Annotated in this window: 26 protein-coding genes and 4 pseudogenes; 6 read left to right on the top strand and 24 right to left on the bottom strand. The window is 58.3% G+C overall.

Annotated elements, in window-relative coordinates:
• Positions 1-77: 77 nt before the first annotated feature.
• The 4 genes and pseudogenes from ABH909_RS01710 to ABH909_RS01695 all read right to left on the bottom strand — a co-directional run.
• Complete coding sequence (locus tag ABH909_RS01710) at positions 78-542, bottom strand: HAMP domain-containing protein (RefSeq protein WP_429430018.1); 465 nt, start codon at positions 540-542, stop codon at positions 78-80.
• A gap of 73 nt (positions 543-615) precedes the next feature.
• Positions 616-987: pseudogene (locus ABH909_RS01705) on the bottom strand (methyl-accepting chemotaxis protein); the annotation flags it as partial.
• Complete coding sequence (locus ABH909_RS01700; protein WP_429430016.1) at positions 959-1,096, bottom strand: hypothetical protein; 138 nt, start codon at positions 1,094-1,096, stop codon at positions 959-961. The pseudogene ABH909_RS01705 and the gene ABH909_RS01700, both read right to left, overlap by 29 nt.
• Before the next feature lie 191 nt (positions 1,097-1,287).
• A pseudogene (locus ABH909_RS01695) lies at positions 1,288-1,526 on the bottom strand (RsmE family RNA methyltransferase); the annotation flags it as partial.
• 2 nt (positions 1,527-1,528) lie between these two features.
• Between ABH909_RS01695 and ABH909_RS01690 the strand changes: the two are divergent.
• The 3 genes and pseudogenes from ABH909_RS01690 to ABH909_RS01680 all read left to right on the top strand — a co-directional run.
• A pseudogene (locus ABH909_RS01690) lies at positions 1,529-1,963 on the top strand (transporter substrate-binding domain-containing protein); the annotation flags it as partial.
• Between the two features lie 63 nt (positions 1,964-2,026).
• A pseudogene (locus ABH909_RS01685) lies at positions 2,027-2,432 on the top strand (amino acid ABC transporter permease); the annotation flags it as partial.
• A complete protein-coding gene (locus ABH909_RS01680; RefSeq protein WP_429430014.1) occupies positions 2,425-3,150 on the top strand; it encodes an amino acid ABC transporter ATP-binding protein in 726 nt (241 codons plus the stop codon). The pseudogene ABH909_RS01685 and the gene ABH909_RS01680, both read left to right, overlap by 8 nt.
• 61 nt (positions 3,151-3,211) lie before the next feature.
• Here ABH909_RS01680 and ABH909_RS01675 read toward each other — a convergent pair whose 3' ends face one another.
• From ABH909_RS01675 to ubiE, 11 genes are all read right to left on the bottom strand, one after another.
• On the bottom strand, positions 3,212-5,800 hold the full coding sequence (locus ABH909_RS01675; RefSeq protein WP_429430013.1) for a fibronectin type III domain-containing protein: 2,589 nt from the start codon (positions 5,798-5,800) through the stop codon (positions 3,212-3,214).
• Positions 5,801-6,023: 223 nt separating this feature from the next.
• Positions 6,024-7,940, bottom strand: a complete 1,917-nt coding sequence (locus ABH909_RS01670; protein WP_429430012.1) for a methyl-accepting chemotaxis protein — start codon at positions 7,938-7,940, stop codon at positions 6,024-6,026.
• Between the two features lie 219 nt (positions 7,941-8,159).
• A complete protein-coding gene (locus ABH909_RS01665) occupies positions 8,160-8,867 on the bottom strand; it encodes a 16S rRNA (uracil(1498)-N(3))-methyltransferase (RefSeq protein WP_429430010.1) in 708 nt (235 codons plus the stop codon).
• Entirely contained in the window at positions 8,864-9,658 is a 795-nt protein-coding gene (gene tatC / locus ABH909_RS01660; RefSeq protein ID WP_429430008.1) for a twin-arginine translocase subunit TatC, read from the bottom strand. Before tatC ends, ABH909_RS01665 begins: the two co-directional genes overlap by 4 nt.
• Positions 9,655-10,074, bottom strand: coding sequence for a Sec-independent protein translocase protein TatB (tatB, locus tag ABH909_RS01655; RefSeq protein ID WP_429430007.1), 420 nt, complete (start codon positions 10,072-10,074; stop codon positions 9,655-9,657). Before tatB ends, tatC begins: the two co-directional genes overlap by 4 nt.
• 10 nt (positions 10,075-10,084) lie before the next feature.
• Positions 10,085-10,363, bottom strand: coding sequence for a twin-arginine translocase TatA/TatE family subunit (locus ABH909_RS01650; protein ID WP_429430005.1), 279 nt, complete (start codon positions 10,361-10,363; stop codon positions 10,085-10,087).
• Between the two features lie 24 nt (positions 10,364-10,387).
• Complete coding sequence (locus ABH909_RS01645; RefSeq protein ID WP_007899279.1) at positions 10,388-10,720, bottom strand: phosphoribosyl-ATP diphosphatase; 333 nt, start codon at positions 10,718-10,720, stop codon at positions 10,388-10,390.
• On the bottom strand, positions 10,713-11,114 hold the full coding sequence (gene hisI / locus ABH909_RS01640) for a phosphoribosyl-AMP cyclohydrolase (RefSeq protein ID WP_123470722.1): 402 nt from the start codon (positions 11,112-11,114) through the stop codon (positions 10,713-10,715). The genes ABH909_RS01645 and hisI overlap by 8 nt, the downstream gene beginning before the upstream one ends.
• Before the next feature lie 90 nt (positions 11,115-11,204).
• A complete protein-coding gene (gene ubiB, locus ABH909_RS01635) occupies positions 11,205-12,809 on the bottom strand; it encodes a ubiquinone biosynthesis regulatory protein kinase UbiB (protein WP_429430002.1) in 1,605 nt (534 codons plus the stop codon).
• Positions 12,806-13,429, bottom strand: coding sequence for a ubiquinone biosynthesis accessory factor UbiJ (locus ABH909_RS01630; protein ID WP_429430000.1), 624 nt, complete (start codon positions 13,427-13,429; stop codon positions 12,806-12,808). Before ABH909_RS01630 ends, ubiB begins: the two co-directional genes overlap by 4 nt.
• Positions 13,429-14,199: a bifunctional demethylmenaquinone methyltransferase/2-methoxy-6-polyprenyl-1,4-benzoquinol methylase UbiE gene (ubiE, locus tag ABH909_RS01625; protein WP_008005057.1), complete on the bottom strand. Its 771-nt coding sequence runs from the start codon at positions 14,197-14,199 to the stop codon at positions 13,429-13,431. The genes ABH909_RS01630 and ubiE overlap by 1 nt, the downstream gene beginning before the upstream one ends.
• A 155-nt stretch (positions 14,200-14,354) precedes the next feature.
• Between ubiE and ABH909_RS01620 the strand changes: the two genes are divergently transcribed.
• The 3 genes from ABH909_RS01620 (at position 14,355) to ABH909_RS01610 (ending at position 16,063) form a co-directional block, all read left to right on the top strand.
• Entirely contained in the window at positions 14,355-14,630 is a 276-nt protein-coding gene (locus ABH909_RS01620; RefSeq protein ID WP_429429998.1) for a polyhydroxyalkanoic acid system family protein, read from the top strand.
• Positions 14,631-14,853: 223 nt separating this feature from the next.
• A complete protein-coding gene (locus tag ABH909_RS01615) occupies positions 14,854-15,276 on the top strand; it encodes a phasin family protein (protein WP_429429996.1) in 423 nt (140 codons plus the stop codon).
• A 10-nt stretch (positions 15,277-15,286) separates the two neighbouring features.
• On the top strand, positions 15,287-16,063 hold the full coding sequence (locus tag ABH909_RS01610) for a phasin family protein (protein ID WP_429429994.1): 777 nt from the start codon (positions 15,287-15,289) through the stop codon (positions 16,061-16,063).
• Between the two features lie 160 nt (positions 16,064-16,223).
• On the opposite strand, the gene ABH909_RS01605 is transcribed toward ABH909_RS01610, so the two are convergent.
• The 9 genes from ABH909_RS01605 to argS all read right to left on the bottom strand — a co-directional run bounded on the left by ABH909_RS01605 (position 16,224) and on the right by argS (position 26,835).
• Positions 16,224-16,841, bottom strand: a complete 618-nt coding sequence (locus ABH909_RS01605; RefSeq protein ID WP_429429992.1) for a TetR/AcrR family transcriptional regulator — start codon at positions 16,839-16,841, stop codon at positions 16,224-16,226.
• Between the two features lie 59 nt (positions 16,842-16,900).
• Complete coding sequence (gene phaC, locus ABH909_RS01600; protein WP_429429990.1) at positions 16,901-18,583, bottom strand: class II poly(R)-hydroxyalkanoic acid synthase; 1,683 nt, start codon at positions 18,581-18,583, stop codon at positions 16,901-16,903.
• Positions 18,584-18,712: 129 nt separating this feature from the next.
• The gene (gene phaZ / locus ABH909_RS01595) at positions 18,713-19,567 is read right to left on the bottom strand and encodes a poly(3-hydroxyalkanoate) depolymerase (protein WP_429429988.1); all 855 of its coding nucleotides are present in this window, start codon (positions 19,565-19,567) and stop codon (positions 18,713-18,715) included.
• Positions 19,568-19,701: 134 nt separating this feature from the next.
• On the bottom strand, positions 19,702-21,381 hold the full coding sequence (gene phaC, locus ABH909_RS01590; RefSeq protein WP_429429986.1) for a class II poly(R)-hydroxyalkanoic acid synthase: 1,680 nt from the start codon (positions 21,379-21,381) through the stop codon (positions 19,702-19,704).
• 242 nt (positions 21,382-21,623) lie between these two features.
• A complete protein-coding gene (locus ABH909_RS01585; protein WP_007899253.1) occupies positions 21,624-22,004 on the bottom strand; it encodes a gamma-butyrobetaine hydroxylase-like domain-containing protein in 381 nt (126 codons plus the stop codon).
• A gap of 205 nt (positions 22,005-22,209) precedes the next feature.
• Complete coding sequence (gene hslU, locus ABH909_RS01580) at positions 22,210-23,550, bottom strand: ATP-dependent protease ATPase subunit HslU (RefSeq protein ID WP_429429983.1); 1,341 nt, start codon at positions 23,548-23,550, stop codon at positions 22,210-22,212.
• A gap of 55 nt (positions 23,551-23,605) precedes the next feature.
• Positions 23,606-24,136, bottom strand: a complete 531-nt coding sequence (gene hslV, locus ABH909_RS01575) for an ATP-dependent protease subunit HslV (RefSeq protein ID WP_007899242.1) — start codon at positions 24,134-24,136, stop codon at positions 23,606-23,608.
• Between the two features lie 253 nt (positions 24,137-24,389).
• Entirely contained in the window at positions 24,390-25,097 is a 708-nt protein-coding gene (locus ABH909_RS01570; protein ID WP_095633467.1) for an SPOR domain-containing protein, read from the bottom strand.
• Position 25,098: 1 nt separating this feature from the next.
• A complete protein-coding gene (gene argS, locus ABH909_RS01565) occupies positions 25,099-26,835 on the bottom strand; it encodes an arginine--tRNA ligase (RefSeq protein ID WP_429429981.1) in 1,737 nt (578 codons plus the stop codon).
• Positions 26,836-26,878: the final 43 nt, after the last annotated feature.

Genomic DNA, 26,878 nt, shown 5'->3' with positions numbered 1-26,878 from the left:
GACTTTGTCACCTTCGCGGGCCTGCTGGTCGGCGGCAACGGCAGCCTCGGAGCTTCTTCGGCGTTGCGTGCGACTTCCTAAACCGTAGCGGTCATTTCGTTCATGGCAGTGGCCACCTGGTCGGTTTCAACCTTCTGGCTATTGACCCCGGCGCTGGTCTGCTCGGTAACTGCCGACAGCTCTTCGGCGGCGCTGGCGATCTGCGTGACGCCATCGCTGATGCCTCCGATCAGTTCCCGCAGGCCCTGGGTCATGCTCTGGATGGCGCGCTGCAGTTGGCCCAGTTCGTCCTGGCGGATGGAAACCAAATTGTGGGTCAGGTCACCGGCGGCAATGCGCTCGGCCACTTTCAGGGTCTGGTTCAGTGGAATCACGATTTGCCGGGTGATGGCCCAGGCGGCAAACAGTCCGAAGGCCAGCGCCAGAACCGTGGCCAGCAACAGCATGTTCTTGGCATGCGCCACGTCGGTATCGCGCACCAGCGTTTGCGAAACGGTCAGTTTGTTGCTCACCTGCAGCAGGATCTCTCCTTGAGCCGCCATTGCGGTTCAGCGCGTCGACGCTGGCGACCTGGGAATCGCGGTACTGACTGACCGCCGCACGGTAAGCCTTGAGCGAGTCTGTAGCTTGTTGCAGGTTCGCAAGGTGTTCTTCAGGCAGTTTGGCCGGCAGGCTTTCGAGGTTCTTCAGGGCATTGTCGATCGCGTCGAGGGCAGGTCGTTCGGCCTCGCTTTTGCCGCTGTAGGTGTAGCCGCGTACCTGGAAGCGCGCCTGCTGGATCAGTTTGCTCAGGTCGATCACGCTGTTGAACGCCGCCACGCTGTCGCCCTGCAGCATGGATTTCTCGACTTCAGCGACCCTGGCCACGGCGTTGTCGGCGGTGGCGCCGAGTTTGCTGCGGGCATCTTCGCGGTTGGTGCCTGCCTGGGTCATGGTGGCGAAGGCTTGCTTGTAGAGATCAACGGCGGCCAGTTGCTGGTCGATCATGTGCGACGTCGGCGGGTTGTTCGATTATCTGGCGAGCGGCTTGCAGGGCGGAGTCGAGCTTGCCAAGCAGGTCATTGACGGCACCGGGGCCTTCTTCGCCGCGACGCATTTCGTAGTTCCAGGCGGGCGATGCGCAGGTCCTTGGTCAGTCCGTTGATCTCGGAAATGAACCCAAGCTTGTCGCCGCTCCCTTGGACCATACGTTGGTTTTATGGGAGGTATATCGGAAATGGAGCAGGGTTCTGTAGGCTGCATCCGACATGCGGGTAGGCACAATCCCACAGGGGAATGTGTTGGACGTTAGAAGAGGCGGGCCAGCAGGGCCGTCACCGCGGTCTCGACGCGTAGGATGCGCTCGCCCAGTTGTACCGGTTGCAGGCCGGATTTGCCCAACAGGTCGATTTCGTAGGGAATCCAGCCGCCCTCGGGGCCAATGGCCAGGGTCACCGGCTCAGTGCGCGGGGGCGGGGCGGGTAGTTGCCCGGATGGCCAACCAGGCCGAGGGTGCCTTTGCGAATGGCAGGCAGGCGGTCTTCGACGGATGAAGAAGTATCTGTCGATGCTGCTGGTCGGCGTCACGGCACTGGTTGCAGTCAACGCAGCGCAGGCCGGTGCCATCGATGACGCGGTCAAGCGGGCACGTTGAAAGTCGGCATGGACCCGACCTACATGCCGTTCGAAATGACCAACAAGCGTGGCGAGATCATCGGTTTCGAAGTCGACATTCTCAAAGCCATGTCCAAGGCCATGGGTGTCAAGCTGGAGCTGGTGTCCACCGGCTACGACGGCATCATCCCGGCCCTGCTGACCGACAAGTTCGACATGATTGGCAGCGGCATGACCCTGACCCAGGAACGCAACCTGCGCCTGAACTTCAGCGAACCGTTCATCGTGGTCGGCCAGACGCTGCTGATCTGCAAGGAGTTGGAAGGCGCCCCAGTCCTATAAAGACCTGAACACGGCCTCCCAGGCAATACAGAATCCGGAACCTGCAAATCCCAATGAAACAGAAAATAGCCCAATGGCCGTGGCACGTAGGAACCTGTCCCGGGAATTTGCCGGGATTGCCGCGCTGTCGCTGTTCACTGGCGCCTATGTGGCGGAAATCATCCGCACCGGCGCAGTCCATCGACCGTGGCCAGAACGAAGCCGCACGGTCCCTGGGTTTGAGCGCCGGTCAGTCAATGCGTCATGTAGTGCTGCCGCAAGCTTTCAAGCGCGTGCTGCCACCGCTGGCCGGGCAGTTCATCAGCCTGGTGAAGGACACCTCGCTGGTGTCGGTGATTGCGATTACCGAGCTGCTGAAAAGCGGTCGTGAAGTCATCACTACCTCGTTTTCACCATTCGAAATCCTGTTCTGCGTTGCGGGGCTGTATTTGTTGATCAACCTGCCGCTGTCGAAAATCGCCGGCCGGCTTGAGCGGAGGCTCGCGCAAAGTGATTGAAGTCCGCGATCTGGTAAAAGTCTCCGACACCCGTGGCCAGGTGGTGCGCGCGGTGGACAACGTCAGCACAACGGTCGCCAAGGGTGAAGTGCTAGTGGTGATCGGTCCGTCCGGCTCCGGCAAGTCGACCTTTCTGCGCTGCCTCAATGGCCTGGAAACCTTCGATTCCGGCTCGGTGAGCATCGACGGCCTGCAACTGGCCGACCCGAAAACCGATGTGAATGCCTATCGCCGCGAAGTCGGCATGGTGTTCCAGCATTTCAACCTGTTCCCGCACATGACCGTGCTGGAAAACCTCTGCCTGGCGCAGAAAGTCGTGCGCAAACGCGGCAAGAAAGAGCGCGAAGCCAAAGCCATGGCGTTGCTGGAAAAAGTCGGCATCGCGCAAAAAGCCCACGAGTTTCCGTCGCGCCTGTCCGGCGGCCAGCAGCAGCGCGTGGCAATTGCCCGGGCGCTGGCGATGGAGCCGAAGGTCATGCTGTTCGATGAGCCGACCTCGGCACTCGACCCGGAAATGGTCGGCGAAGTGCTGGACGTGATGAAAAACCTGGCCGTTGAAGGCATGACGATGGTTTGCGTCACCCACGAAATGGGGTTTGCACGGGAAGTAGCAGATCGGGTGCTGTTCTTTGATCACGGCAAGTTGCTGGAAGATGCCTCGCCGGCGGAATTCTTCGATGCACCGAAGGATCCGCGGGCTCAGGCGTTTTTAAGGTAGGTTCTATAGGTTCAGCTTTCTATTGGGCCACCATCGCGGGCGCGGCTCGCGATGGTGGCATTTATGGGTTGGGTACCACTGTTATGTAAACCAAATCTGAGTTGACGTTGTTCTCATATCTGGCCAAGACACCAATTCTCAAAGGGAGGTAAGGAAGTAAGTTGAACATCGTGTGCGTCATGCCACCGACATTTGTTGTCTTTCCAAGGATGTCGACTGTATAGCCAATGAGGCCATTGCCTTCAAGGGGTGCATCCCAGGCAATCGCAACAGTTTTGTTGGCGTTGCTAGTCACTCGTAAATCGCGAGGTTGATTCGCCATGAGTGGTTCTTTTGTTCTGAAACTTGATGTGGCGGGGTCGGACAAGTTTCCAGCGGTATCAATAGCTCTTATCTCTATCGTGTATAAGGTGGCTTCTGTTAATTGTGCGAAAACGTGTTTATTGTCCGTTACGGTGAAGGGGGCGTTATTGTTTAAAGTGATTTTGTAACCAGCTACAGCGATGTTGTCAGAAGCTGTTGTCCATTGAGCCGCTGCAGTTGTACTTGTGATGTCTGTAATGACAGGTATGCCGGGCTTGCTGGGTGGGGTTATATCGATAGGCTCAATTGTCAGCGATTCAACAGTCGAGCAGATATCGAAATCTTTAATAGCCCATATTTCGATCAGGAACTGTTCGTCTACTGGCATTTCTTCGAATGTATAGGTGCTCGTCGATTTAGAAACTAGTATCGGCGGCTCTTTGTTTATAGAAATGGCGTAGTTTAGTATGTTGGGACTGGATGAATAGGTCCAAGAAATCAATGTCGCCGCTGGTGTGCGCGATTGCACAGTTAGATTTCTGATTGGCAGGGGTGGTTCAGGTTCAAAAATGAACTGAAAGGTACTGTTATCGGTGCGCTCTGCGGTAGCGAACAGGATGTTGCTTTCAACTTTTGTGGGTATTCCTGGAATGGCCAACAGAGTGCGATTAGGTAGAACTCCGTCTTCATGTACTTGCTCTTTAAAGTCTATGCTGTTGACGGTTGTATGGTAGGACATACGATCTTGAGCGTTTTCGACCAGATCCCATTTAATGCTGATAATGTAAGCCGGTAGCCCTGGTATTATATTTTCTATTTCAAATTTTGGATTTTCGAGTTTTTCTGGTCTTGGGTGAAGCACCAAATCTGTATATTCAGAATAAAATCCATTAATATCCTTGGCTCGAACTCTAAACGTGTGGGTTCTACTCGCTATTAGATCACTGGCTTTATGGGCTGTTTCGATGGTAGTTGTTGGTGCCCGTCCGTCAACACTGATTTCGTAGTGTGCAATGCCCGCTTCATCGAAGCATGGGTCCCATGCAAGTTCTGCGAGTCTGAGCCCTGCTTTGGTAAAACGGAAATTTTCAGGGGCAGTGGGTGGGGTTACATCCTGAACCAATGTAAAGGGCCGTGAGAATTCTGAATATTTTCCTGTTGCATTCACTGCTCTGATTTTTAATGTGTAGTTTTTTCGAGGAAGGTTTTTTTCTCTGTGGGGGACGTCGTTGGTAGTAATCAGGAGGTTGTCGCCTTCATATATTTCATATGTTCTCACTCCAATACCATCTGTTCCGCGCTCCCAGTTGAATTCCACAGTATTTTGCTGATTCTCTCCATTTAGTTGTTTGGCGGTGAAATTTGTTGGAGGGCTGGGCGGCGGTAGATTGCTAATTCTCTGTTTGCTGAGTGCGATGCATGGGTCTACGACACTGGTTATGGTTTCTTGTTTTTCAATAAAGTCGACCATAACGATGCAGGCGTTTTGGTGGCCAGGTTTGAATACCTCTGTTCGAACAGGGTGATCCACCGGTAAGTGCAATGGACCCAATGTGTTACGGCAGGCTGCGCTCAATACCCAATAATTGTCCCGCGGCGGTGACAGCATCGTTTCTATGACAAGTTTCTCGATATTTTTCTCGCTATCATCAGGGCTCCATAGATAACTGAATGCTGGCCAAAGATCATCTTTTTGTACCCATTCCGATTTCCAGTTTTTTGGACTTCCATGATCAAAAGATAAAATGATGTTACGTCCAGGATAATTCAGGCGAATTTCGCCAATTGTCAAATTTCTAGCTGACTTTGGTATTAACAGATTTTTTATGGGTGTTAGATATGGAAAGACGCGCTCGAGACTGTCTATCATCGGTTTCTTGAATTTTCTTATATTAAGAATAATGATTTCGCCCGGATTCATGCTTGAAAATGCTAGAGTCCTAAAAATTAAATCTTCTAATGTTCGCCCGGCGCTTACATTTGAATACCAGAAGCTATCGTTTCCGTGCGTAAACTCGAATGACTCTACAAGTACGCGTTGTGGGGCGAAATTTCCAACCATCTTCCAATAGCTTTTATCTTCAAGGCGCAAGTCAAGGTATCGCGTTCCGGCCATCAATTGGCCTATAAATGAATTGAGTTGGCATGCTGCCATTCGCTCTTCAAGTCCCCATGTTCCTTGCTGGTCAACGCCGGAATTATGTGCGCCAGGAATTGCCAGTTGATAGAGCTTCATTTCCTCGATGCCGACCATGTCGGTCATCCAGCGACTGTAATTGGTGTCGGATGCAGTATCGTCCGAAACACCCTCTAAGTTGTCAGTAGTGTCTACTGAATCGTTATTCATGATTGTGCTCCTGAAAAAATAAGGAGCTACAGCATGCGCTGCTTTCGAAAACGGCATAACTAGCATAACTGTTAGTTGAACGGGCCGATTGTTCTGCTAATTGTTTAAGGTTAGGTCATTAAATTGGGTGAGCTGAAGGGTTCAGTTCCAGACACCTCTGGAGGCTGCCGGCGCGTGGCTCGCCGGCCATTTCGTTCCATCTGCAAGGGGGTCGCACCACATCTCAAACCTTGAACCGCCCCACCAACATCTGCAGATGCGTCCCCAACCGCGCCAACTCAACGCTGGAGGCCGCGGTCTCTTCGCTGGCGGCCGAGGTCTGCTCGGACACATCACGCACGTTCAGCACGCTGCGGTTGATCTCTTCGGCCACGGCGCTTTGTTGCTCGGCGGCAGCGGCGATCTGCTGGTTCATCGCTTGAATCGCCGAGACGGTGCGAGTGATGCTTTCCAGTGAACCACCGGCGCGGCGGGTCAGTTCGACGCTGCTGTCGGTCAGGCTGCGGCTGTTGTCCATGATGGTCGCCACTTGCTGGGTGCCGTTTTGCAGACCGACGATCAGTTCTTCGATCTCTTCGGTGGACTTCTGCGTGCGCTGGGCCAGGCTACGGACCTCGTCGGCGACCACCGCAAAACCGCGTCCCGCTTCACCGGCGCGGGCGGCTTCGATGGCGGCATTGAGCGCCAGCAGGTTGGTTTGCTGGGCCACGGACTTGATCACATCGAGCACGCTGCCGATCTTGTCGCTTTCGCGTTTCAGATCGCCCATGGCGGCGGTGGAGTTGCCGACTTCGACGGCCAGGCGCTCGATCTGGGCGATGGCTTCGCCCACCACCTTGTCACCCTCGCGGGCCTGCTGGTCGGCGGCGACGGCAGCTTCGGACGCTTCCTCGGCGTTGCGCGCGACTTCCTGCACAGTGGCGGTCATTTCGTGCATGGCGGTGGCCACTTGATCGGTCTCGACTTTCTGGCTGTTGACCCCGGCGCTGGTTTGTTCGGTAACGGCGGACAGCTCTTCAGCGGCGCTGGCGATCTGGGTCACGCCGTCGCTGATGCCACCGATCAGTTCCCGCAGGCCCAGGGTCATGCTCTGCATGGTGCGCTGCAGCTGACCCAATTCGTCCTGACGTTCGGAGGTCAGGTTGTGAGTCAGGTCGCCGGCGGCGACACGCTCGGCCACTTTGAGGGTCTGGCTCAGGGGGATGACGATCTGGCGAGTGATGGCCCAGGCCGCGAACAAACCAAAGGCTGACGCCAGGACAGTGGCCAACAGCAGCAGGTTTTTGGCATGTGCCGCATCGGTGTCACGCACGAGGGTTTGCGAGACAGTGAGCTTTTTGCTGACGTCGAACAAAATGTCGCCTTGCGCGTTCATGCGTTTGAGGGCGGCAGCGCTGGCGACTTGGGAGTCGCGGAATTGGCTGACGGCCGCGCGATAGGCTTTGAGCGAGTCGGTCGCCTGTTGCAGGTTGGCGATGTGTTGTTCTGGCAGTTGAGAGGGCAGGCTTTCGAGGTTTTTCAGAGCATTGCCGATGGCGTCCAGCGCCGGCTGCTCGGCTTCGGGCTTGCCGCTGTAGGTGTAGCCGCGTACCTGGAAACGCGCTTGCTGGATCAGCTTGCTCAGGTCGATCACGCTGTTGAACTGGGCGACACTGTCCCCTTGCAGCATGGATTTTTCGACTTCAGCGACCCGGGCGACAGCGTTGTCGGCGGTGGCGCCCAATTTGCTGCGAGCATCTTCGCGGGCGGCGGTGGCCTGAGTCATATCAGCGAAGGCGCGTTTGTACTCGCTGATGGCGGCCAATTGCTGGTCGATCATGGCCACGTCGGCAGGCTGTTCGATCAGCGTGCGGGCGGCTTTCAGGCCGGTGTCGAGTTGACCAATCAGCTCGTTGACGGCGCCCGGGCCTTGTTCGCCACGGCGCATGTCGTAATCCAGACGGGCCAGGCGCAAGTCTTTGGTCAGCTCATTGAGGCTGGAAATAAACCCAAGCGTATCGCCACGGCTGATCACACCGCTCAGACCGGTCCAGCCGGTAAAGGTGATCAACCAGGTCAGAAGCAGCACCAGACCGAAGCCGACACCCAGTTTGCGATTGACGCTTACGTTTCCCAGTTGCTCGGCTAGCCATCGGTACATGCTGCTACTCCCTCGGACCATTAATTGGTTTTATGGGGACTGTATCGGCCGGCTGGCAGGGATCTGTAGGAGAGTAAACACCTGTGGCGAGGGAGCTTGCTCCCGCTTGGGCGCGAAGCGGCCAGCGCTTTTTACCAGCAAGACCGCATTCACCGGTTTTACGACTGCTTCGCAGCCGAGCGGGAGCAAGCTCCCTCGCCACAAGTAGGGTGTTTGACGTTAGAACAGGCGCGAAAGCAGCGCGGTGACGGCAGTTTCGACCCGCAGTATGCGGTCGCCCAGTTGCACCGGTTGCAGGCCGGCCTTGCCCAGCAAATCGATTTCGTAAGGAATCCAGCCGCCTTCGGGGCCGATGGCCAAAGTCACCGGCTCGTCCAGGCCGCGAGGGCAGGGTGGGTAGTTACCGGGATGACCGACCAAGCCGAGGGTACCTTCGGTAATGGCCGGCAGACGGTCTTCGACAAAGGGCTTGAAGCGTTTCTCGATGACGATTTCCGGCAGCACGCTATCCCGGGCCTGTTCAAGACCCAGGATCAATTGCTCGCGAATCGCCTCGGGTTCCAGGAACGGGGTTTGCCAGAAGCTCTTCTCGACGCGATAGCTGTTGACCAGCACGATGCGCGGCACACCCATGGCCGCCACAGTCTGAAACACCCTGCGCAGCATTTTGGGCCGCGGCAGGGCCAGTACCAGGGTCAGCGGCAGCTTGGCCGGTGGCGGCTGGTCGAGGGTGACGCGCAATTCTGCTTCGTCGGCGTCCAGGCGCAGCACTTCGGCCGAACCCATCAGCCCGCCGATCCGCCCGACGCGCATGCTGTCACCGGCTTCGCAGCGGTGGACTTCCTGCATGTGCGTCAGCCGGCGATCACGCAGGATCACCCGGTCGGCCGCAATGAAATCGGCCTCTTCGAGGAGCAGCAGGTTCACGCTTGAGTCGCTGGCGGCTGGTCGTTGTGATCGTCAGCCGGTTGATCGTCCGGATGATCGCCACGCTTGCTGATCAAGCTGCCGAACAGGATGCCGATCTCGAACAGCAACCACATCGGTACAGCCAGCAGCGTCTGCGAGAAGATGTCCGGTGGCGTCAGAATCATGCCGACCACGAAGCAGCCGATGATCACGTACGGGCGGATTTTCTTCAGGTAGGCGACGTTGACCACGCCGATCCACACCAGCAGCACCACAGCCACCGGAATCTCGAACGCCACGCCGAAGGCGAAGAACAGCGTCATGACGAAATCGAGGTAGCTGGTAATGTCGGTCATCATTTCCACGCCGGCCGGGGTGGCGGCGGCGAAGAACTTGAAGATCAACGGGAACACCAGGAAATAGGCGAAGGCCATGCCGGTGTAGAACAGCAGAATGCTGGACACCAGCAACGGCACCGCGATGCGCTTCTCATGCTTGTACAGGCCCGGCGCGATAAAGCCCCAGATCTGGTGCAGGATCACCGGGATCGCCAGGAACAGCGAGACCATCATGGTCAGTTTCAGCGGTGTCAGGAACGGCGACGACACGTCAGTGGCGATCATCGTCGCGCCCGCCGGCAGGTACTGGCGCAAGGGCGTGGAGACGAAGGTGTAGATCTGCTGGGTAAAGGCAAACAGCCCGGCAAAAATGATGAACACCGCCACGACACAACGCAGCAGGCGAGTGCGCAACTCGGTGAGGTGCGAAACCAGAGGCATATGCTGGTCGTTTTCGGGGAGATCGCTCATGGGGCTCGCGGCGGCAAAGTGGTGTCGTGAGGCGCCGGTGTTGTCGGCGCGGGGGCAGGAGCAACAGGTTCTACTGAAGGTGCAGCGGCTGCAACTACCGGCGTAGCCTCAGGCGCAGGTGCATGAATCGTCTGCGTCGCTACAGGTTCCGCCGGCGTCGGCTCTTGTTGAGTCGGCGTGAAAATCTTCCGCGCCTCCTGCTCCAGCGACAGAATGTGCTCGTTGTGCAGTTGCCGACGAATCTCGTCGGCACCGATTTCACGTTCAACTTCCTGTTTGATCGCGTTGAAGCTGCGCTTTAGCCGCCCGACCCACAGGCCGGCGGTACGCGCAGCGCCCGGCAGGCGCTCGGGACCCAGCACCAGCAGGGCGACGAGGCCGACGAGCAGCAGTTCAGAGAAGCTGATACCAAACATTAGTCAGTGCTCACACGTCTTTGCGGATCGGCTCTTCAACTTTTTGCGCCTGCACGTCGATGGTGTGCGGCGGGTTCACGGACTGTGTGGTCTGTGGCTGGACAGGCGGAACCGGTTGTTGCGGGGTCGCTGTCGGGTCGGCCGGTTTCTCGTCGTCGTTCATGGCTTTACGAAAGCCCTTGATCGACTCGCCCACGTCAGTGCCGAGGTTTTTCAGCTTCTTGGTGCCGAATACCAGCACCACGACAACCAGGATGACGACCCAGTGTTTCCAGTCAAAAATGCCCATGCTGCGTTCCTCTCTAATAGTTGTTCAGGCGGACGGGCGAGAGGCTTTCTCGGCGTGTCCGGACAGACCGAAGCGACGGTCCAGTTCATCGAGCACAGCCTGTGGATGCTGCCCCAGCTGGGCGAGCATGACCATGCTGTGGAACCACAGATCGGCGGTTTCGTAGATCACATCGCTGCAGTCACCGCTGATGGCGGCATCCTTGGCGGCAATGATGGTTTCGACCGATTCTTCGCCGACTTTTTCCAGAATCTTGTTCAAGCCCTTGTGGTACAGGCTGGCAACATACGAGCTGTCGGCGGCGGCGCCTTTGCGCTCTTCCAGTACTTGAGCCAGACGGGTCAACGTGTCACTCATGTTTGTGTCCTGCGCAGTAGATAGCGTGTGGGTCTTTCAGCACCGGATCGACGGTTTTCCAGTCGCCGTTTTCGAAGACGCGATAGAAGCAGCTCTGACGGCCTGTGTGGCAGGCGATGTCGCCGATCTGCTCGACCATCAGGATGATCACGTCAGCGTCGCAGTCCAGGCGCATCTCATGCAGGGTTTGCACGTGGCCGGACTCTTCGCCCTTGCGCCACAGCTTGCCACGGGAACGTGACCAGTAAATGGCACGGTTCTCGGCAGCGGTCAATTCCAGTGCTTCGCGGTTCATCCAGGCCATCATCAGGACGCGTCCGGTCTTGTGATCCTGGGCAATCGCCGGCACCAGGCCATCGGCGTCCCACTTGATCTCGTCCAGCCAGTTTTTCATCTTCGACTCCGACGCGGGCTCTACTTCAATAGTTGAGGCCAATGTTCAAATTCAGCGTTCAAACAGTGTGCCAGCCGATCATCCAACTGGCTATCGGCGAACGACCAGATACAAGCCGACCGCCACCATGATTCCGGCGGGCCAGTGCCCCAGTTCGTTCAACGGGCCACCGGCGGCGAGTATCGTGCCACCCGCCAGATGAGCGGTGCCGAGCAACCGCAGGAACCAGTCGTCCTTGCGCTTGTGCCAAGGGGGCGGCGGGTCGCTGGCATGGGGCTGGGACATGCGCTCGAGCAGGTCGCGGGCCATGTTGGCCAGGTGCGGGATCTGCTCGAACTGGCTCTGCACGTTGCCTAACAAGGCTTTGGGGCTGACGCGCTCGCGCATCCAGCGTTCGAGGAACGGCTGGGCGGTATTCCACAGATCGAGGTCCGGGTACAGCTGACGGCCCAGGCCTTCGATGTTCAACAGGGTTTTTTGCAGCAAGACCAACTGCGGCTGCACTTCCATGTTGAAACGTCGAGCGGTCTGGAACAGGCGCATCAGCACCTGGCCGAAGGAAATATCTTTTAACGGTTTTTCGAAGATCGGCTCGCACACGGTACGGATCGCTGCTTCGAACTCATTGAGCTTGGTTTCCGCCGGCACCCAGCCCGAATCGATGTGCAACTGCGCGACACGCCGGTAATCACGCTTGAAGAACGCGAACAGGTTGCGCGCCAGATAGTCCTGGTCTTCCGGGGTCAGGCTGCCGACGATGCCGCAGTCGATCGCAATGTACTGCGGGCTCCACGGTTGCACGGTGCTGACGAAGATGTTGCCGGGGTGCATGTCGGCGTGAAAGAAGCTGTCGCGGAACACTTGGGTGAAGAAGATCTCCACGCCACGCTCGGCGAGCATTTTCATGTCGGTGCGCTGGTCGGCCAGGGTCGCGAGGTCGGTAACCTGAATCCCGTAGATGCGCTCCATCACCAGCACTTTCGGCCGGCACCAGTCCCAATAGACTTGCGGCACATAGAGCAGTGGCGAGCCTTCGAAATTGCGCTTCAGCTGGCTGGCGTTAGCCGCCTCGCGCAGCAGGTCGAGTTCGTCGTAGATGGTTTTTTCGTAGTCGCTGACCACGTCCACCGGGTGCAGCAGGCGAGCGTCGGCGGAGAGTTTTTCTGCGGCGCGGGCGAGGATGAACAGCCATGCCAGGTCTTGGGCAATGATCGGTTTCAGCCCCGGGCGGATCACTTTGACGACGACTTCTTCACCGGTTTTCAGCTGCGCGGCGTGCACTTGCGCCACCGAGGCCGAGGCCAGCGGTTCAACGTCGAAACGGCTGAAGACTTCACTGATTTTTTTGCCGAGCTGCTCTTCGATCAGCCGGATCGACACTTGCGAGTCGAACGGTGGCACACGGTCCTGCAGCTTCATCAGTTCATCGGCGATGTCTTCGGGCAGCAGGTCACGGCGCGTCGAAAGAATCTGGCCGAACTTGATGAAAATCGGCCCCAGGTCCTGCAACGCCAGACGCAGTCGCGCGCCACGGCTCAGGTCCAGGGTCTTGCGCGGAAACCAGCGCCACGGCAAGGCATAACGCAGCGCCAGCAAAAACCAGGGCAGTGGCAGGGCGAACAGCAGGTCATCGAGGCGGTAGCGAATCACAACGCGCTGGATGCGCAACAAACGGCGGACGGCAAGCAGCTTCATGCGTTATCGCTTGGGTCGAGGGATCGGGAAAGGCGCTGGAAACGCGCCTCGAGACGTTCCAGATCGAGCTTGATCTGGTCCAGTTCATTAAAACGGGCGTCAGCTTCGCGCTGACCGACGAGGGCGCGCGATTCTTCGGCCAGGTATTCGCCCAGGTTCTGGTTCAGGCTGGCGAAGCCTTGCTGATACCAGCGTGCGCGACTGCGCAGATGACCGCCGACCAATTGCGTGGCCACAGGTCCCAGCCAGCGCGAGAGCTCGTACTCCCAGTCCAGCTCGAGGTCCTGAAGGATCGCCGCCAGTTCCAGCAGCACGCCGCTGTCGCCGTCGAGTTCGACTTCAGGGGCATGGAGAACCGAAGTCTTGTCCTTGCTCGTCGCCAGTTTCAGCAGGCTTGAGGCCGGTGCGCGCAAGGTGCAGTCGGCACCGGTTTCCCACTGGGAGGCGAGCATCAGGCCTTCATCGCTGGGCAGGATGAACAGTTGCAGCGCCGGGCTGCGGCAGTCGACGGCAATCACCTTGCCACTCAAATGCGCCAGCCGCGGCAGCGCCGTGCTGTCGAGACGCAGCACCCGGTTCAGGCCGAGCTCAACGCTGGCAAGCAGGCCGGCCAGCAGCATCAGGGCTTGATGCCGCGGTGCAGGGCGACGATGCCTGCGGTCATGTTGTGATAGGTCACGCGGTCGAAACCGGCCTCGACCATCATCGACTTCAGGGTTTCCTGATTGGGGTGCATGCGGATCGATTCGGCCAGGTAGCGATAGCTTTCCGAATCATTGGTGATCAGCTTGCCCATCAACGGCATGAAGGCGAACGAATAGGCGTCGTAGGCTTTGGACATCAGCGCGTTGGTCGGTTTGGAGAACTCCAGCACCAACAGACGGCCACCCGGTTTCAGCACGCGCAGCATCGAGCGCAGGGCGTCTTCTTTATGCGTCACGTTGCGCAGGCCGAAGGCGATGGTCACGCAATCGAAATGGTTGTCCGGGAACGGCAGCTTTTCAGCGTCGGCCTGGACGAATTCGACATTGCCCGATACACCCAGGTCCAGCAGGCGATCACGGCCGACCTTGAGCATGGATTCGTTGATGTCGGCCAGCACTACTTGCCCGGTCGGTCCCACAAGATGCGAGAACTTGCGGGTCAGGTCGCCCGTGCCACCGGCGATGTCCAGCACGCGGTTACCGGTGCGCACGCCCGACAGCTCGATCGCGAAGCGCTTCCACAGGCGGTGCATGCCGCCCGACAGGAGGTCGTTCATCAGGTCATACTTGGCGGCTACCGAGTGGAAAACCTCAGCGACTTTTTCCGCTTTCTGGCTTTCCGGAACGTTTTTGAAGCCGAAGTGAGTGGTGGGTTCGGCATCGCTGCCTTTGCGCTGATCAGTCATATCGCTGTCACCAAAAGAGAATGCGGGACATTCTAATCCTGGTGGCCTGCTTTGTCTTGGCAAGGCTGAAGGTAAGATAGGCAACTACCGGGACGTTTTGACGCATGCAGGGTCAAGATGTCTTAAGCAAGTCACGATAAAGCAGGAGTCATGCGATGGCCCGAATTAGTGTTGAACGTGCCCACGGCCTGGGTAAGGAAGCGGCCCGCGAGAAGGCCGACAAGTTGGCGCAGAAACTGTCCGAACAATATGGCCTGGAGCCGCAGTGGTCCGGCGACACCCTGAATCTCAGGCGCACGGGTGTCAAAGGGGCGGTGTATGTGGGCGAGGACTCGATCAAGGTCGATGTCGAACTGGGTCTGTTGATGTCCGCCATGAGTGGCACGATCAAATCGGAAATCGAAAGGGCCCTCGATAAAGCCTTGGTGTGATGCCCAAAAGATCGCAGCCTCGTTTCACTCGACAGCTCCTACAGGTGAGCACCGCCATCCTCCGTGGGAGCTGTCGAGTGAAACGAGGCTGCGACCCTTTCCAAAAGACACCACCGATTCATGTCAGTTGTTAGGGTGCCGTTTCTAATTATTCTCACTACTTTGTGCCTGAGCCCGACTCTCTGCGGGCAGTTCCTCGACCCTTCTGCGCGTGAGGTGCACCATGGCCAAAGTTATTTCGAAGAAAAAAGTCGACGTTGAGACAAACGCCCTGGGCGACGTCAAATCGTATGCCCGCAAGATCTGGCTCGCCGGTCTTGGGGCTTACACCAAGGTCGGCCAAGAGGGCAGCGAGTACGTTCAGGAGCTGATCAAGGCTGGTCAAGCTGTTGAAAAGAAAGGCAAAAAAGTAGTCACTGAAAAGCTTGAAGCGGCCAATGCCGAGATCGACGAAGCCAAGAGTGAAGTGAGCACTTTCAAAGGCAAAGTCGAACTTCAACTCGACAAAGTCGAAAGGGCTTTCGATACGCGTATCGCAAGTGCCTTGAATCGTATCGGCATTCCGTCTAAACATGACGTTGAGACACTCTCTGCTAAGCTCGATGAGCTGACGGCATTGCTCGAACGTGTCGCGCGTAAATCTTAAGGAGAACGGGATGGCTGGTAAAAAGAATACTGAAAAAGAAGGCAGCTCGTGGATCGGGAAGGTCGAAGACTACTCCCGCAAGATCTGGCTGGCTGGTTTAGGCGTGTACTCGAAGATCGACACTGACGGCAGCAAGCTCTTCGATGCACTGGTTAAGGACGGCGAGAAAGCCGAGAAGCTGACCAAGAGTGCTGTCGGCAAGAAAGTCGATGCCGCCAAGGACTCTGCTTCGTCGGCCAAATCGCGCATCAGCGGTGTGAAGGATCGCGCATTGGGCAAATGGGATGAGCTGGAAGGGGCTTTCGACAAGCGTCTGAACAGCGCCATTTCGCGCCTGGGTGTCCCGAGCCGCAATGAGGTCAAGGCACTGCATAGCAAGGTCGATACCCTGACCAAGCAAATCGAAAAACTCACCGGTGCCAAGGTTGCGCCTGTTGCGGCGAAAACCGCGGCGGCCAAACCGGCAGCCAAAAGCGTAGCCAAACCATTGGCCAAGGCTACCGCTAAACCGGCAACCAAAACTGCCGCGGCGAAACCTGCGGTCAAAGCGGCCGCAAAACCTGCAGCTAAAACCGCAGCGGCCAAACCCGCCGCAGCGAAGAAGCCAGCAGTCAGGAAACCCGCAGTGAAAAAACCGGCAGCCCCGAAAGCGGCTGCACCGAAACCAGCAGCTGCTGTCGCCAAACCGGCGACTCCGGTGAGCACGGCGAACTCCGCCGCTGCGCCGACCCCTGCTGTAACCCAGACTGCCGCGCCGGCTCCATCGACGCCAACCAGTCAGTCCTGATTTCAGGACTAAAAAACGCCCGGCCTGCGAAGGTCGGGCGTTTTTGTTTTGAAGATTCAGGATTTGGCTCGTCTGTCGAAAAAAGATCGCAGCCTTCGGCAGCTCCTACCGGTGTATGCAATTCCCTGTAGGAGCTGCCGAAGGCTGCGATCTTTTGATCTTAATGCTCTTCGAGGTACTGCAACGCCAATCGCTCGGTCGCAACCTTGATCGGCGGCAGCAAGTGCGGCGCCACCAGCATCATGATCTGATACACCACCAGTCGCACTTCACCTTCACGGTCGAGAATTCGCTGATAGTCCAGCGAGAACAGCAACGTCATGGTGATTTGCTCCACCAGTTGCCCCAACGCCTGGGTATCACTGACCAACCGACCTTGAGCTTTCAATTGCGCGAGCAATGAAGCCAGTGTGCGCTTCAGCGCATTGAGCAGGTTGCGTATCCCCTTGGCCAGTTTCGGCAGGCGGCCGGCAAGGTTGGACAGGTCCTGGAACAGAAACCGGTAATGGGCCAGGCGTTCGATGATCAGGTGCAGGAACAGCCAGTAATCCTCGGGCTCCAATTCCACATCGGACGGTGGGTCGAGCAAGGGCATCAGCTCGGCCTGGAAGCGCTCGAACAGACCGAGGATCAGCGGTTCCTTGCCGTGAAAATGGTAGTAGAGGTTACCCGGGCTGATGCCCATTTCGTTGGCCACTTCCATGGTGGACACATTCGGTTCGCCCTTCTGATTGAACAACTGCAGGGCACATTCGAGAATCCGGTCGCGGGTTTTCATCCAGTCTTCTTAATGGTCGAGTCATGCCACGGCCATTGGCGGCCGTGGTTCGTTAAACGTCAGCGCACGCGCACATAAGTACCGGGTGCCGCTTCCATCGGTGGATAGTTCTGGTTGCCGAGGGCCATTTGGGTTTCATGCTGTGCGCCGGAGCGTTCCTGAATCCAGTCCAGCCATGGCGTCCACCAACTACCGTCGACGCGCTTGGCGTCGTAATACCAGGCCCGCGGGTCGCTGCTCAGTTTCGGATTTTCGATGTAGTTGGCTTTCGGATTGTTCGGCGGGTTGAGAATGCTCTGTACATGACCGCTGTTGGACAGCACGAAGCGCCGCTCACCCCCTAGCAGCAATGTCGAGCGATACACCGCATCCCACGGTGTGATGTGATCATTCATGCCTGCCACGCTGAAGCTGTCGACGGTCACTTTCTGCAGATCGATCGGCGTGCCGCATACTTCGAGCCCGCCCGGATGGCTCAGCGGGTTGTGCTTGAAAAAATCCAGCAGGTCGCCATGAAACGCTGCGGGCAGACGCGTGTTGTCATTATTCCAATAGAGGATGTCGAACGCCGGCGGCTCCTTGCCCATCAGGTAGTTATTGACGAAGTAATTCCAGATCAGGTCGTTGGGACGCATCCAGGCAAACACCCTGGCCATGTCACTGCCTTCCAGAACGCCCTTCTGATACGAGCGGCGCTTGGCCGCTTCCAGCGTCTGTTCATCGGCGAAGAGGGTAGCGGGGCTGTCTATCTGGCTATCGAGCATGCTGACCAGATAGGTCGCGCTGGACACCCGTCGTAGCTGTCGCTTGGCCTGCAAATGCCCTTGCAATGCGGCAATGGTCAGCCCTCCGGCACAGGCCCCCATCAGGTTGACCTCGCGCGCGCCGGTGATTGCCCGGCACACATTCATCGCTTCTTCAGTGGCTTCGACGTAAGACGACAACCCCCATTCGCGATGACGCACATCGGGATTGCCCCAGCTGATAACGAAGGTCTGCAAACCGTTTTTAAGGGCGAACTGAACGAAGCTGTTGTTGGGGCTCAAATCGAAAATGTAATACTTGTTGATCTGCGGCGGCACGATCAGCAATGGCTTGGAGTATTGCTTTTCGCTCATCGGCTTGTACTGGATCAGCTCCAGCAGCTCATTGCGAAACACCACCGAGCCGATAGTGGTGGCGACCGTTTTGCCCACCTCGAATGCCTGTTTGGTGACTTGTCTTGGCAGGCCATTGTTGTGCAGGACGTCGTCGACCAGATGGCCGATACCCCGCACCAGACTGCTGCCACCGGAGTTGAAAAACTCTTTGATCGCCAGCGGATTGAGCAGGGTGTTGGACGGCGCCACGGCGTCATTGATCAAGGCAAAGGCGAAATGGGCGCGGGCACGATCGTCCGGGCTCATGTTGCTTTCGTCAATCCAGCTTTTGACTTCTTTCTGCCAGCTCAGATAGGCCTGCAAGCTGCGGCGATAAAAAGGATTGAGGCTCCACGTCGGGTCGGCAAAGCGACTGTCCTGCGGGTTGGTCGGGTGCAGGGTTTCACCCAATAATACGCGGCCCAACTGGCCGCCCAGCTTCAACGCGTGCCGGGCCGTATACACCGGGTTGCGCAGGCCGTGGGTGGCCAGGCTGCGCAAGGTCGAAAGCAGGTCCCGGCCGCGCAGACCGGTAACCGCACTCTGAGCATTGATGAATGCAGCGGGAGTGGGCAAAGAGCCCTTCGCTGGTTTGTCGCGCATGAGTTAACACTCCTTCGTCATCAGGCCAAAAACAAACACACCCGAACAAAACACCATAGTCGTTGTTACGGGTTGTTGCGCGGCACGGCGTCCTGCCGACTCCTTTTCATGAATGAAAGCCGGAGTCGGTCAACCGCCCGATGGCGCCGGGTGCGGATGCATTACTGCGCGCTGACGTTCCTCCTCAAGGAACTTCATGATGATCGGTGCCACCGCTTCGGCCCGGGTAATCAAGAACAGATGGCCGTCGTCGATGATGTGCAATTGGGCATTGGGAATTCGCCAAGCCAGCATGCGCATGTTGATCAGCGGGATCAGTGGGTCGTCGTCGCCAGCCAGCACCAGTGTCGGTTGATGGATTTTGTGCAGCCAGTGAATGCTGGTCCAGCCGAGACCGGCGAACAGCTGCCAGTAGTAACCGAGCTTGCCTGCCGAGCGAACCCTGGAGGCATGACTGGCTGCCAGGGTCGGATCGCGACGGAACGAGCCGCCGTAGATCATCGGTGCAATGCGGATCACATGGGAAGGCTGAATGTAGCGTCGCGGGCTGGCCATCATCATCAGCACTTTAGGCTTGCCCGGAACCATCACGGTGCCAGCCGCCGTGGCCGCCAGCACCAATTTCTTGCAGCGCTCGGGATAGTCATGGGCGAATTGCTGTGCCAGCGCACCCCCCCACGACACGCCGATCACGTTGACTTGCCCGTAATCGAGATAGTCGAGCATCCGCGCCGTGAGTTTTGCCAGGCCCGAGAAGCGATAGGGTACATTGGGAGTCGATGAGCCGCCGACACCGGGCACGTCGAAGGCAATGACTTCCAGGTCCGGATCCAGAGCCTGGACGAACGGGAATATCAGCTCCAGGTTGGCGCCGATGCCGTTGAAAATCAGCAAGGGCGTCAAGTGAGGCTTGCCGGGGCGTACCGCTGTGCGGAGGGTCTGGCCATCCAGGTTGACGGTACGGAATACGAACGGTTGCGGCATGCACGAAGCCCTGTAGGTTCTAAACGCTGATCGGGCCGTCCCGGGCCGTCGCAGAATGTTCGAGGCTGGCCTCGAGAGTGATTGATAGAGATCGCGGCACCTCCCAGTGCCGCGGACTGCGTGCTACCTGAAACTCAACGCTCGTGTACATAAGTGCCTGGCGCCGCTTCACCCGCTGGATAGGCCTTGTTGCCAAGGTTGGCGGGGGATTTTTTCAGCTTGCCCGAACGCTCGGCCTGCCATGCCTGCCAATGCAACCACCAAGAGTCGGTGTGCTTGGTGGAGTTTTCCAGCCACTCCTCGGCTTTGACCGGCATGTCGGTGCTGGTCATATAGCGCGCTTTCGGATTGCCCGGCGGGTTCAGAATGCTCTGGATATGCCCGCTGCTGGACAGCACGAACTCGACCTTGCCACCGAACAGCTGGGCCGACTTGTAGCAGGACTTCCACGGGGTGATGTGGTCGTTGGTGCCGGCCAGGGAAAAGATGTCGGCAGTGACCTGCTTCAGGTCGATCGGTGTGCCGCACACTTCCAGTGCGTTGGAGCGGATCAATGGGTTGTTTTTGAACATCTCGATCAGGTCGCCGTGGAACGCGGCCGGCAAGCGAGTGGTGTCGTTGTTCCAGAACAGAATATCGAAAACAGGTGGCTCGTTGCCCAGCAGGTAGTTGTTGACCCAGTAATTCCAGATCAGATCGTTGGGGCGCATCCAGGCGAAGACTTTCGCCATGTCACGGCCTTCCAGCACGCCGGCCTGGTAAGAATGGCGCTTGGCGGCTTCAAGGGTCTGCTCATCGACGAACAGCGCGACATCGCTATCGAGGGTGGTGTCCAGCACGCTGACCATCAGCGTCAGGGCGTTGACCTTCTTCTCGCCGATCGCCGCGTAGTGGCCCAGCAGGGCGGTGCAGGTGATGCCGCCAGAGCAGGCGCCCAGCATGTTCACGTCTTTGCTGCCGGTGATTGCGGTGACCACGTCGACCGCTTCCTTGAGCGCTTCGATGTAGGTCGACAGACCCCACTCGCGCTGCTCCTTGGTCGGATTACGCCAGCTGACGATGAACGTCTGCACATTGTTGCGCAGGCAGAAGCGCGCCAGACTCTTGTCCGGGCTCAGGTCGAAAACATAAAACTTGTTGATCTGTGGCGGCACCACCAGCAGCGGGCGTTCGTGCACCTGCTCGGTGATTGGCTTGTACTGGATCAGCTCCAGCACGTCGTTGCGAAACACCACTGCGCCTTCGGTCACGCCCAGACTCTTGCCGACTTCGAACGCGCCCATGTTGACCTGGCTCGGCATGCCGCCGTTGTGTATCAGGTCCTTGGCCAGATGGGAGAGGCCGTCGAGCAGGCTTTTGCCGCCGGTTTCGAAAAAGCGTTTGACCGCCGCCGGGTTGGCCGCCGTGTTGGTCGGGGCCATGGCCTCGGTCATCAGGTTGATTACGAAATGCCCGCGAGCGACGTCCTTGGGGGAAAGATTGCTGTCATCGATCCACGCGTGAAGCTCCTTGCGCCACGCCAGGTAAGTTTGCAAATAACGTTTGTAGAGCGGGTTCTGACTCCAGGCCGGATCAAGGAAGCGACGGTCATCACTTTGCGGTTGAAGCTCGGATTTTCCAAACAGTACGTTCTTCAGTTCGATGCCGAAATGAGCGACATGCCTGGCACTGTGAATGGGTTGTCTGATGGCCTGGGTCAGCACCATTCGGGCAGAGCCCAAGAGATCCTTTCTACGTAGTCCAACAACAGGATTCAGCCCCAAGGTATTTTCCGAAGCCTGAAATTTCAAGTCATCGTTAAGCTTGTTACTCATCTACGACGCTCCATTGTCCTGAGACGAGTACCTGAGCTCAGCTGTGTAGTCACACAGCAAACGCCAGGTACTACTGCTCGGGTGACCGTTAATTGCGAATAGCTACAAATGCACGGAACTTGCCAGCTCCATTGGTTACCCGAGTTTAATTTTTTTCGCAAGCGGGCCAATCGTTGACACCGCAGCGGAGCATTCAAACAGATGGAATTAGAAAATGCCCTCTAAACAGCCAGAGGCCTGTATTAGAGCATCAGCTTGACGACCGACTCATTCGGGTCACGGGTCTTTCCAGCTGCTTTGAGTTCAGCAAGATAATCGTTCCAGAGATCTTCTTGGCGCACTGCCAGCTGGTACAGATATTCCCAAGTGAACAGGCCGCTGTCGTGGCCGTCGTCGAAGGTCAATTTCAGTGCGTACTGACCGGCCGGCTCGACCTTGCTCAGGCCTACGCCGATCTTGCCAAATTGCAGGATAGGTTTGCCATGGCCCTGGACTTCGGCGGAAGGAGAATGCACGCGAAGAAACTCGGCAGGCAGGTGATATTCCTCGCCGGACGCGTATTTGAGCGACAGGGTTTTCGAGGCTTTGTGCAGTTTGATGTCGGTGGGGAGTTGGGTCGTCATGGGGCCGGTCGTCCGTTTGTATGGAGGCCCTGTGTCGACGGGTGACCTGTGGCGAGGGAGCTTGCTCCCGCTCGGCTGCGAAGCAGTCGTAAATCCGGCAAATGGGATCTTGCTGATGAACCGCATCCGACGATTTTGGGGCCGCTTCGCGACCCAGCGGGAGCAAGCTCCCTCGCCACAGAAGCCCGCTCACACAGATTGAGACTTACAGGATATAACGAGACAGATCTTCGTTCTGCGCCAATTCGCCCAAGTGGCTGTTGACGTAATCGGCATCGATCAGGATCGGCTTGTCCTCGTGGGTGCTGGCCAGATCGCCGGCGCTGAACGACACCTCTTCGAGCAGGCGCTCGAGCAGGGTGTGCAGGCGACGGGCACCGATGTTTTCGGTTTTCTCGTTGACCTGCCAGGCGATCTCGGCGAGACGCTTGATGCCGTCCGGCAGGAATTCGATGAGCAGGCCTTCGGTTTTCAGCAGTGCACAATATTGCTCGGTGAGCGATGCATGCGGCTCGCTGAGGATGCGCTCGAAATCTTCCGGGCTCAGGGCTTTGAGTTCAACCCGAATCGGCAGGCGACCTTGCAGCTCCGGCACCAGATCGCTCGGCTTGCTCAGGTGGAACGCACCGGAGGCGATGAACAGGATGTGGTCAGTCTTGACCATGCCCAGTTTGGTGTTGACGGTGCAGCCTTCGATCAGTGGCAGCAAGTCGCGCTGTACGCCCTCGCGGGACACGTCGACGCCACCGGAATTGCCGCGTTTGGCGACCTTGTCGATTTCGTCGATAAACACGATGCCGTGCTGCTCCACGGCTTCCAGGGCCTTGGCCTTCAATTCTTCTTCGTTGACCAGGCGACCGGCTTCTTCATCGCGCACCAGTTTCAGCGCTTCCTTGACCTTGATCTTGCGGTTTTTGCGCTTGCCCTTGCCCATGTTGGCGAACAGGCTCTGCAACTGGTTGGTCATTTCTTCCATGCCCGGTGGCGCGGAGATATCGATGCCGGACACTTCGGCCACTTCGATTTCGATCTCCTTGTCATCCAGCTGACCTTCACGCAGACGCTTGCGGAACAGCTGACGGGTGTTGGAATCCTGCGCCGGTGCGGCGTCCTCGTGGCCGAAACCCATGCGTGCCGGTGGCAGCAGGGCGTCGAGGATGCGTTCTTCGGCGGCGTCTTCGGCGCGGTGGCGAACCTTGGTCATTTCCTGTTCGCGCAGCAGCTTGATCGCAGCGTCGGCCAGATCACGAATGATCGATTCGACGTCGCGGCCAACGTAGCCCACTTCGGTGAACTTGGTCGCTTCGACTTTGATGAACGGCGCGTTGGCGAGCTTGGCCAGGCGACGGGCGATCTCGGTTTTACCGACACCGGTGGGGCCGATCATCAGGATGTTCTTGGGGGTGACTTCGACGCGCAGCTCTTCGGGCAGCTGCATCCGGCGCCAGCGGTTGCGCAAGGCGATGGCGACGGCGCGTTTGGCATCGTCCTGGCCGATGATATGGCGATTGAGTTCGTGGACGATTTCACGGGGGGTCATGGGCATAATAATTGGCGGTCCTCAAGCAAAAGTGAGCCGTGGCGCAATGGCCTGCACAGGCTTACTCAGCGAGATCCTGCTCCTCGATGGTGAAGGTGTGGTTGGTGAATACGCAGATGTCGCCGGCGATGCCCAAGGCGGTTTCGACGATTTCCCGGGCCGACAAATCGGTTTTCTTCAGCAGGGCGCTCGCGGCGGCCTGGGCGTAACCGCCGCCCGAACCCATGGCGATCAGGCCTTCTTCGGGCTCAACCACGTCACCGTTGCCGGTGATGATCAGGGAGGCATCTTTGTTGGCGACCGCGAGCATGGCTTCGAGGCGGCTCAGGGAGCGGTCGGTGCGCCATTCTTTGGCGAGTTCGACGGCGGCGCGAACCAGGTGGCCCTGATGTTTCTCCAGCTGGCCTTCGAAACGCTCGAAGAGGGTGAAGGCGTCAGCGGTGGCCCCGGCAAAACCGGCGATAACCTGGCCGTGGTAGAGGCGGCGAACTTTCTTCGCGTTGCCTTTCATCACGGTATTACCGAGCGAAACCTGGCCGTCGCCGCCCATGACGACTTTGCCGTGGCGGCGAACTGAAACGATGGTGGTCAAGGGAGAGTCTCCACGCAGCGGGGCGAAAATGCCTTATGCCAACTCATATGGGGGTGGTGGAGCGTTTTTCAACTGTAGGACGCGGCGGGGGACGAGCGGTGCCAGGCGCGTAGGAGCTGCCGAAGGCTGCGATCTTTTGATCTTGTTCTTGATGATGGGTAAGACGGAACACCCTGCAAACCTTGAAAAGATCGCAGCCTGCGGCAGCTCCTACAGGATTCGTGTCTCCTGCGGGAGCTGCGGTGGCAGAGGGTTAGCGGCTTTGGCGTTGTTGTAACAACAGGTTGCTGAAGCCGCTGCCGGCCAGTTGCTTCTGGGCGGTAGTCAACTGTTCGCGGTTGCTGAACGGGCCGACCAGCACCCGATACCAGGTCTCGTCTTTCACGGTGCCGGATTCAACCGCCACGGCCTGACCCAGCAGAATGATCTGCGCACGAACCTTGTCGGCATCGGCTTCCTTGCGGAACGAACCGGCCTGCAGGAAAAACTTGGTCACCGGCGCAGCTTTTGCCACGGGCGGCGCTGGCGGCGGGGTGATGCCGGCCAATGCCGCTTGGGCCCGGGCCGTGTCGATCTTCGCCGCTTGCTCTGGCGTCACCGGCGTGGTCGGAATGGCCGGCACTTGTGGCGTCGGCAGGGTTTTCTCCGGTACGGCGTCCGGCGGCACAATCACTTCCGATTCCGGCAGCAAGGTGTAGAAGTCGTACTTCGGCTTCACCGGTTGCGTCGGGCTCGGCGGGGTCTTGTTGGCCTCGGCGATCTTGCTGGCTTTCTGCTGCTCGATCTTCTCGCGCTTGACGGTATCGCTGCCCTTGCCCGGCTCCAGCTTCATCAGGAACACAATGAACGCGCCGACCGTCAGGCCGATGGCCATCCACAGCCAGCCCGGGACCGGTTGCTTTGCAGGAGCTTGATAACGGCTGGCGCCACGTTTGGGTGCAGGTTTTTTCTTGGCAGCCAACTTACATACGCTCCAGAGTTTCCAGACCCAAGAGTTCCAGGCCTTGCTTGAGAGTGCGGCCAGTCAGTGCGGCGAGGCGCAGGCGGCTCTGCATTTGCGCCGGGGTGTCGGCGCCGAGGATCGGGCAGTTCTCATAGAAGCTGGAGAACAGGCCGGCGACATCGTACAGGTAGGTGCAGAGAATGTGCGGCGTGCCTTTGTCGGACACGTTGTTCAGTATTTCGCCGAACTGCGCCAGTTTTGCGGCCAGTTCAAGTTCATGCGGCGCTTCAAGGACGATCTGCCCTTCGACTTCGCTGAAGTCCTTGCCAAGTTTGCGGAACACGCCGGACACCCGGGTGTAGGCGTAGAGCAGGTAGGGTGCGGTGTTGCCTTCGAAGTTCAGCATCAGGTCGAAGTTGAAGCTGTAGTCGCTGGTGCGGTGTTTGGACAGGTCGGCGTATTTCACGGCGCCAATGCCCACCACCCTGGCGATATTGCGCAACTCGTCTTCGGCAAGTGTCGGATTCTTTTCTTTTACCAGCGTGTAGGCGCGTTCTTGGGCTTCGGTCAGCAGGTCGATCAGCTTCACGGTGCCGCCATCGCGGGTCTTGAACGGACGGCCGTCGGCGCCGTTCATGGTGCCGAAGCCCATGTGCTCCATTTCCATCGGGTGCGTCACGAAGCCGGCCAGACGCGCGACCTGGAACACTTGCTGGAAGTGCAGGGCTTGGCGCTGGTCGACGAAGTACAGCGCGCGATCGGCCTTCAGCACGCCGCTGCGATAACGTACGGCCGCCAGGTCGGTTGTGGCGTAAAGGTAACCGCCGTCAGCCTTGACGATGATCACCGGCAGCGGGTCGCCGTCGGCGTTCTTGAACTCGTCGAGGAACACGCATTGAGCGCCGTTGCTCTCGACCAGCAGGCCAGCGGCCTTGAGGTCGTTGACCACGTTGATCAGGTCGTCGTTGTAGGCGCTTTCGCCCATCACGTCGGCCATGGTCAGTTTGACGTTCAGCAGTTCGTAGATTTTCTGGCAATGCGACAGCGAGATGTCCTTGAATTTGGTCCACAGCGCCAGGCAGTCCGGGTCGCCGGCTTGCAGCTTGACCACCAGGCCGCGGGCGCGATCGGCGAATTCTTCGGATTCGTCGAAGCGTTGCTTGGCGGCGCGGTAGAAATTTTCCAGGTCCGACAGCTCGTCGCTGGTGATCGGGTTTTCTTGCAAGTACGCCATCAGCATGCCGAACTGGGTACCCCAGTCGCCAACGTGGTTCTGGCGAATCACTTCGTCGCCGAGGAATTCCAGAACCCGGGCCACGCCGTCGCCGATGATGGTCGAGCGCAAGTGGCCGACGTGCATCTCTTTGGCCAGGTTTGGGGCCGACAGGTCGACCACAGTGCGCTGCACCGGGCCGGCCTTGCGTACGCCGATGTGGTCGTCGGCGAGCGCCGCGTCCAGGCGGGTCGCCAGGGCTTGAGTGTTCTGGAAGAAGTTCAGGAAGCCAGGGCCGGCGATTTCGGTCTTGGAGACGTTCTCGTCAGCCGGCAGCGCGGCGATGATTTTCTCGGCCAGGTCACGGGGCTTCATGCCCGCAGGCTTGGCCAGCATCATGGCGATGTTACTGGCGAAGTCGCCATTTTTCTTGTCGCGGGAGTTTTCCACCTGGATCGCCGGCGACAGGCCTTCAGGCAACACACCTTCGTTGACGAGTTGGGTGATGGCTTGTTGGATCAGCTGGCGAATGGTGTCTTTCATGGTCTTCTCTTTCGACCGCTAGCGCGGCGGCGCTTCGATGCGC

This window comes from Pseudomonas sp. BS3782 TE3695, assembly GCF_050435305.1.
Lineage (GTDB): Bacteria > Pseudomonadota > Gammaproteobacteria > Pseudomonadales > Pseudomonadaceae > Aquipseudomonas.
Note: the sequence above shows the minus strand (reverse complement) of the source record. Positions and strands in the feature narration are given on the sequence as shown.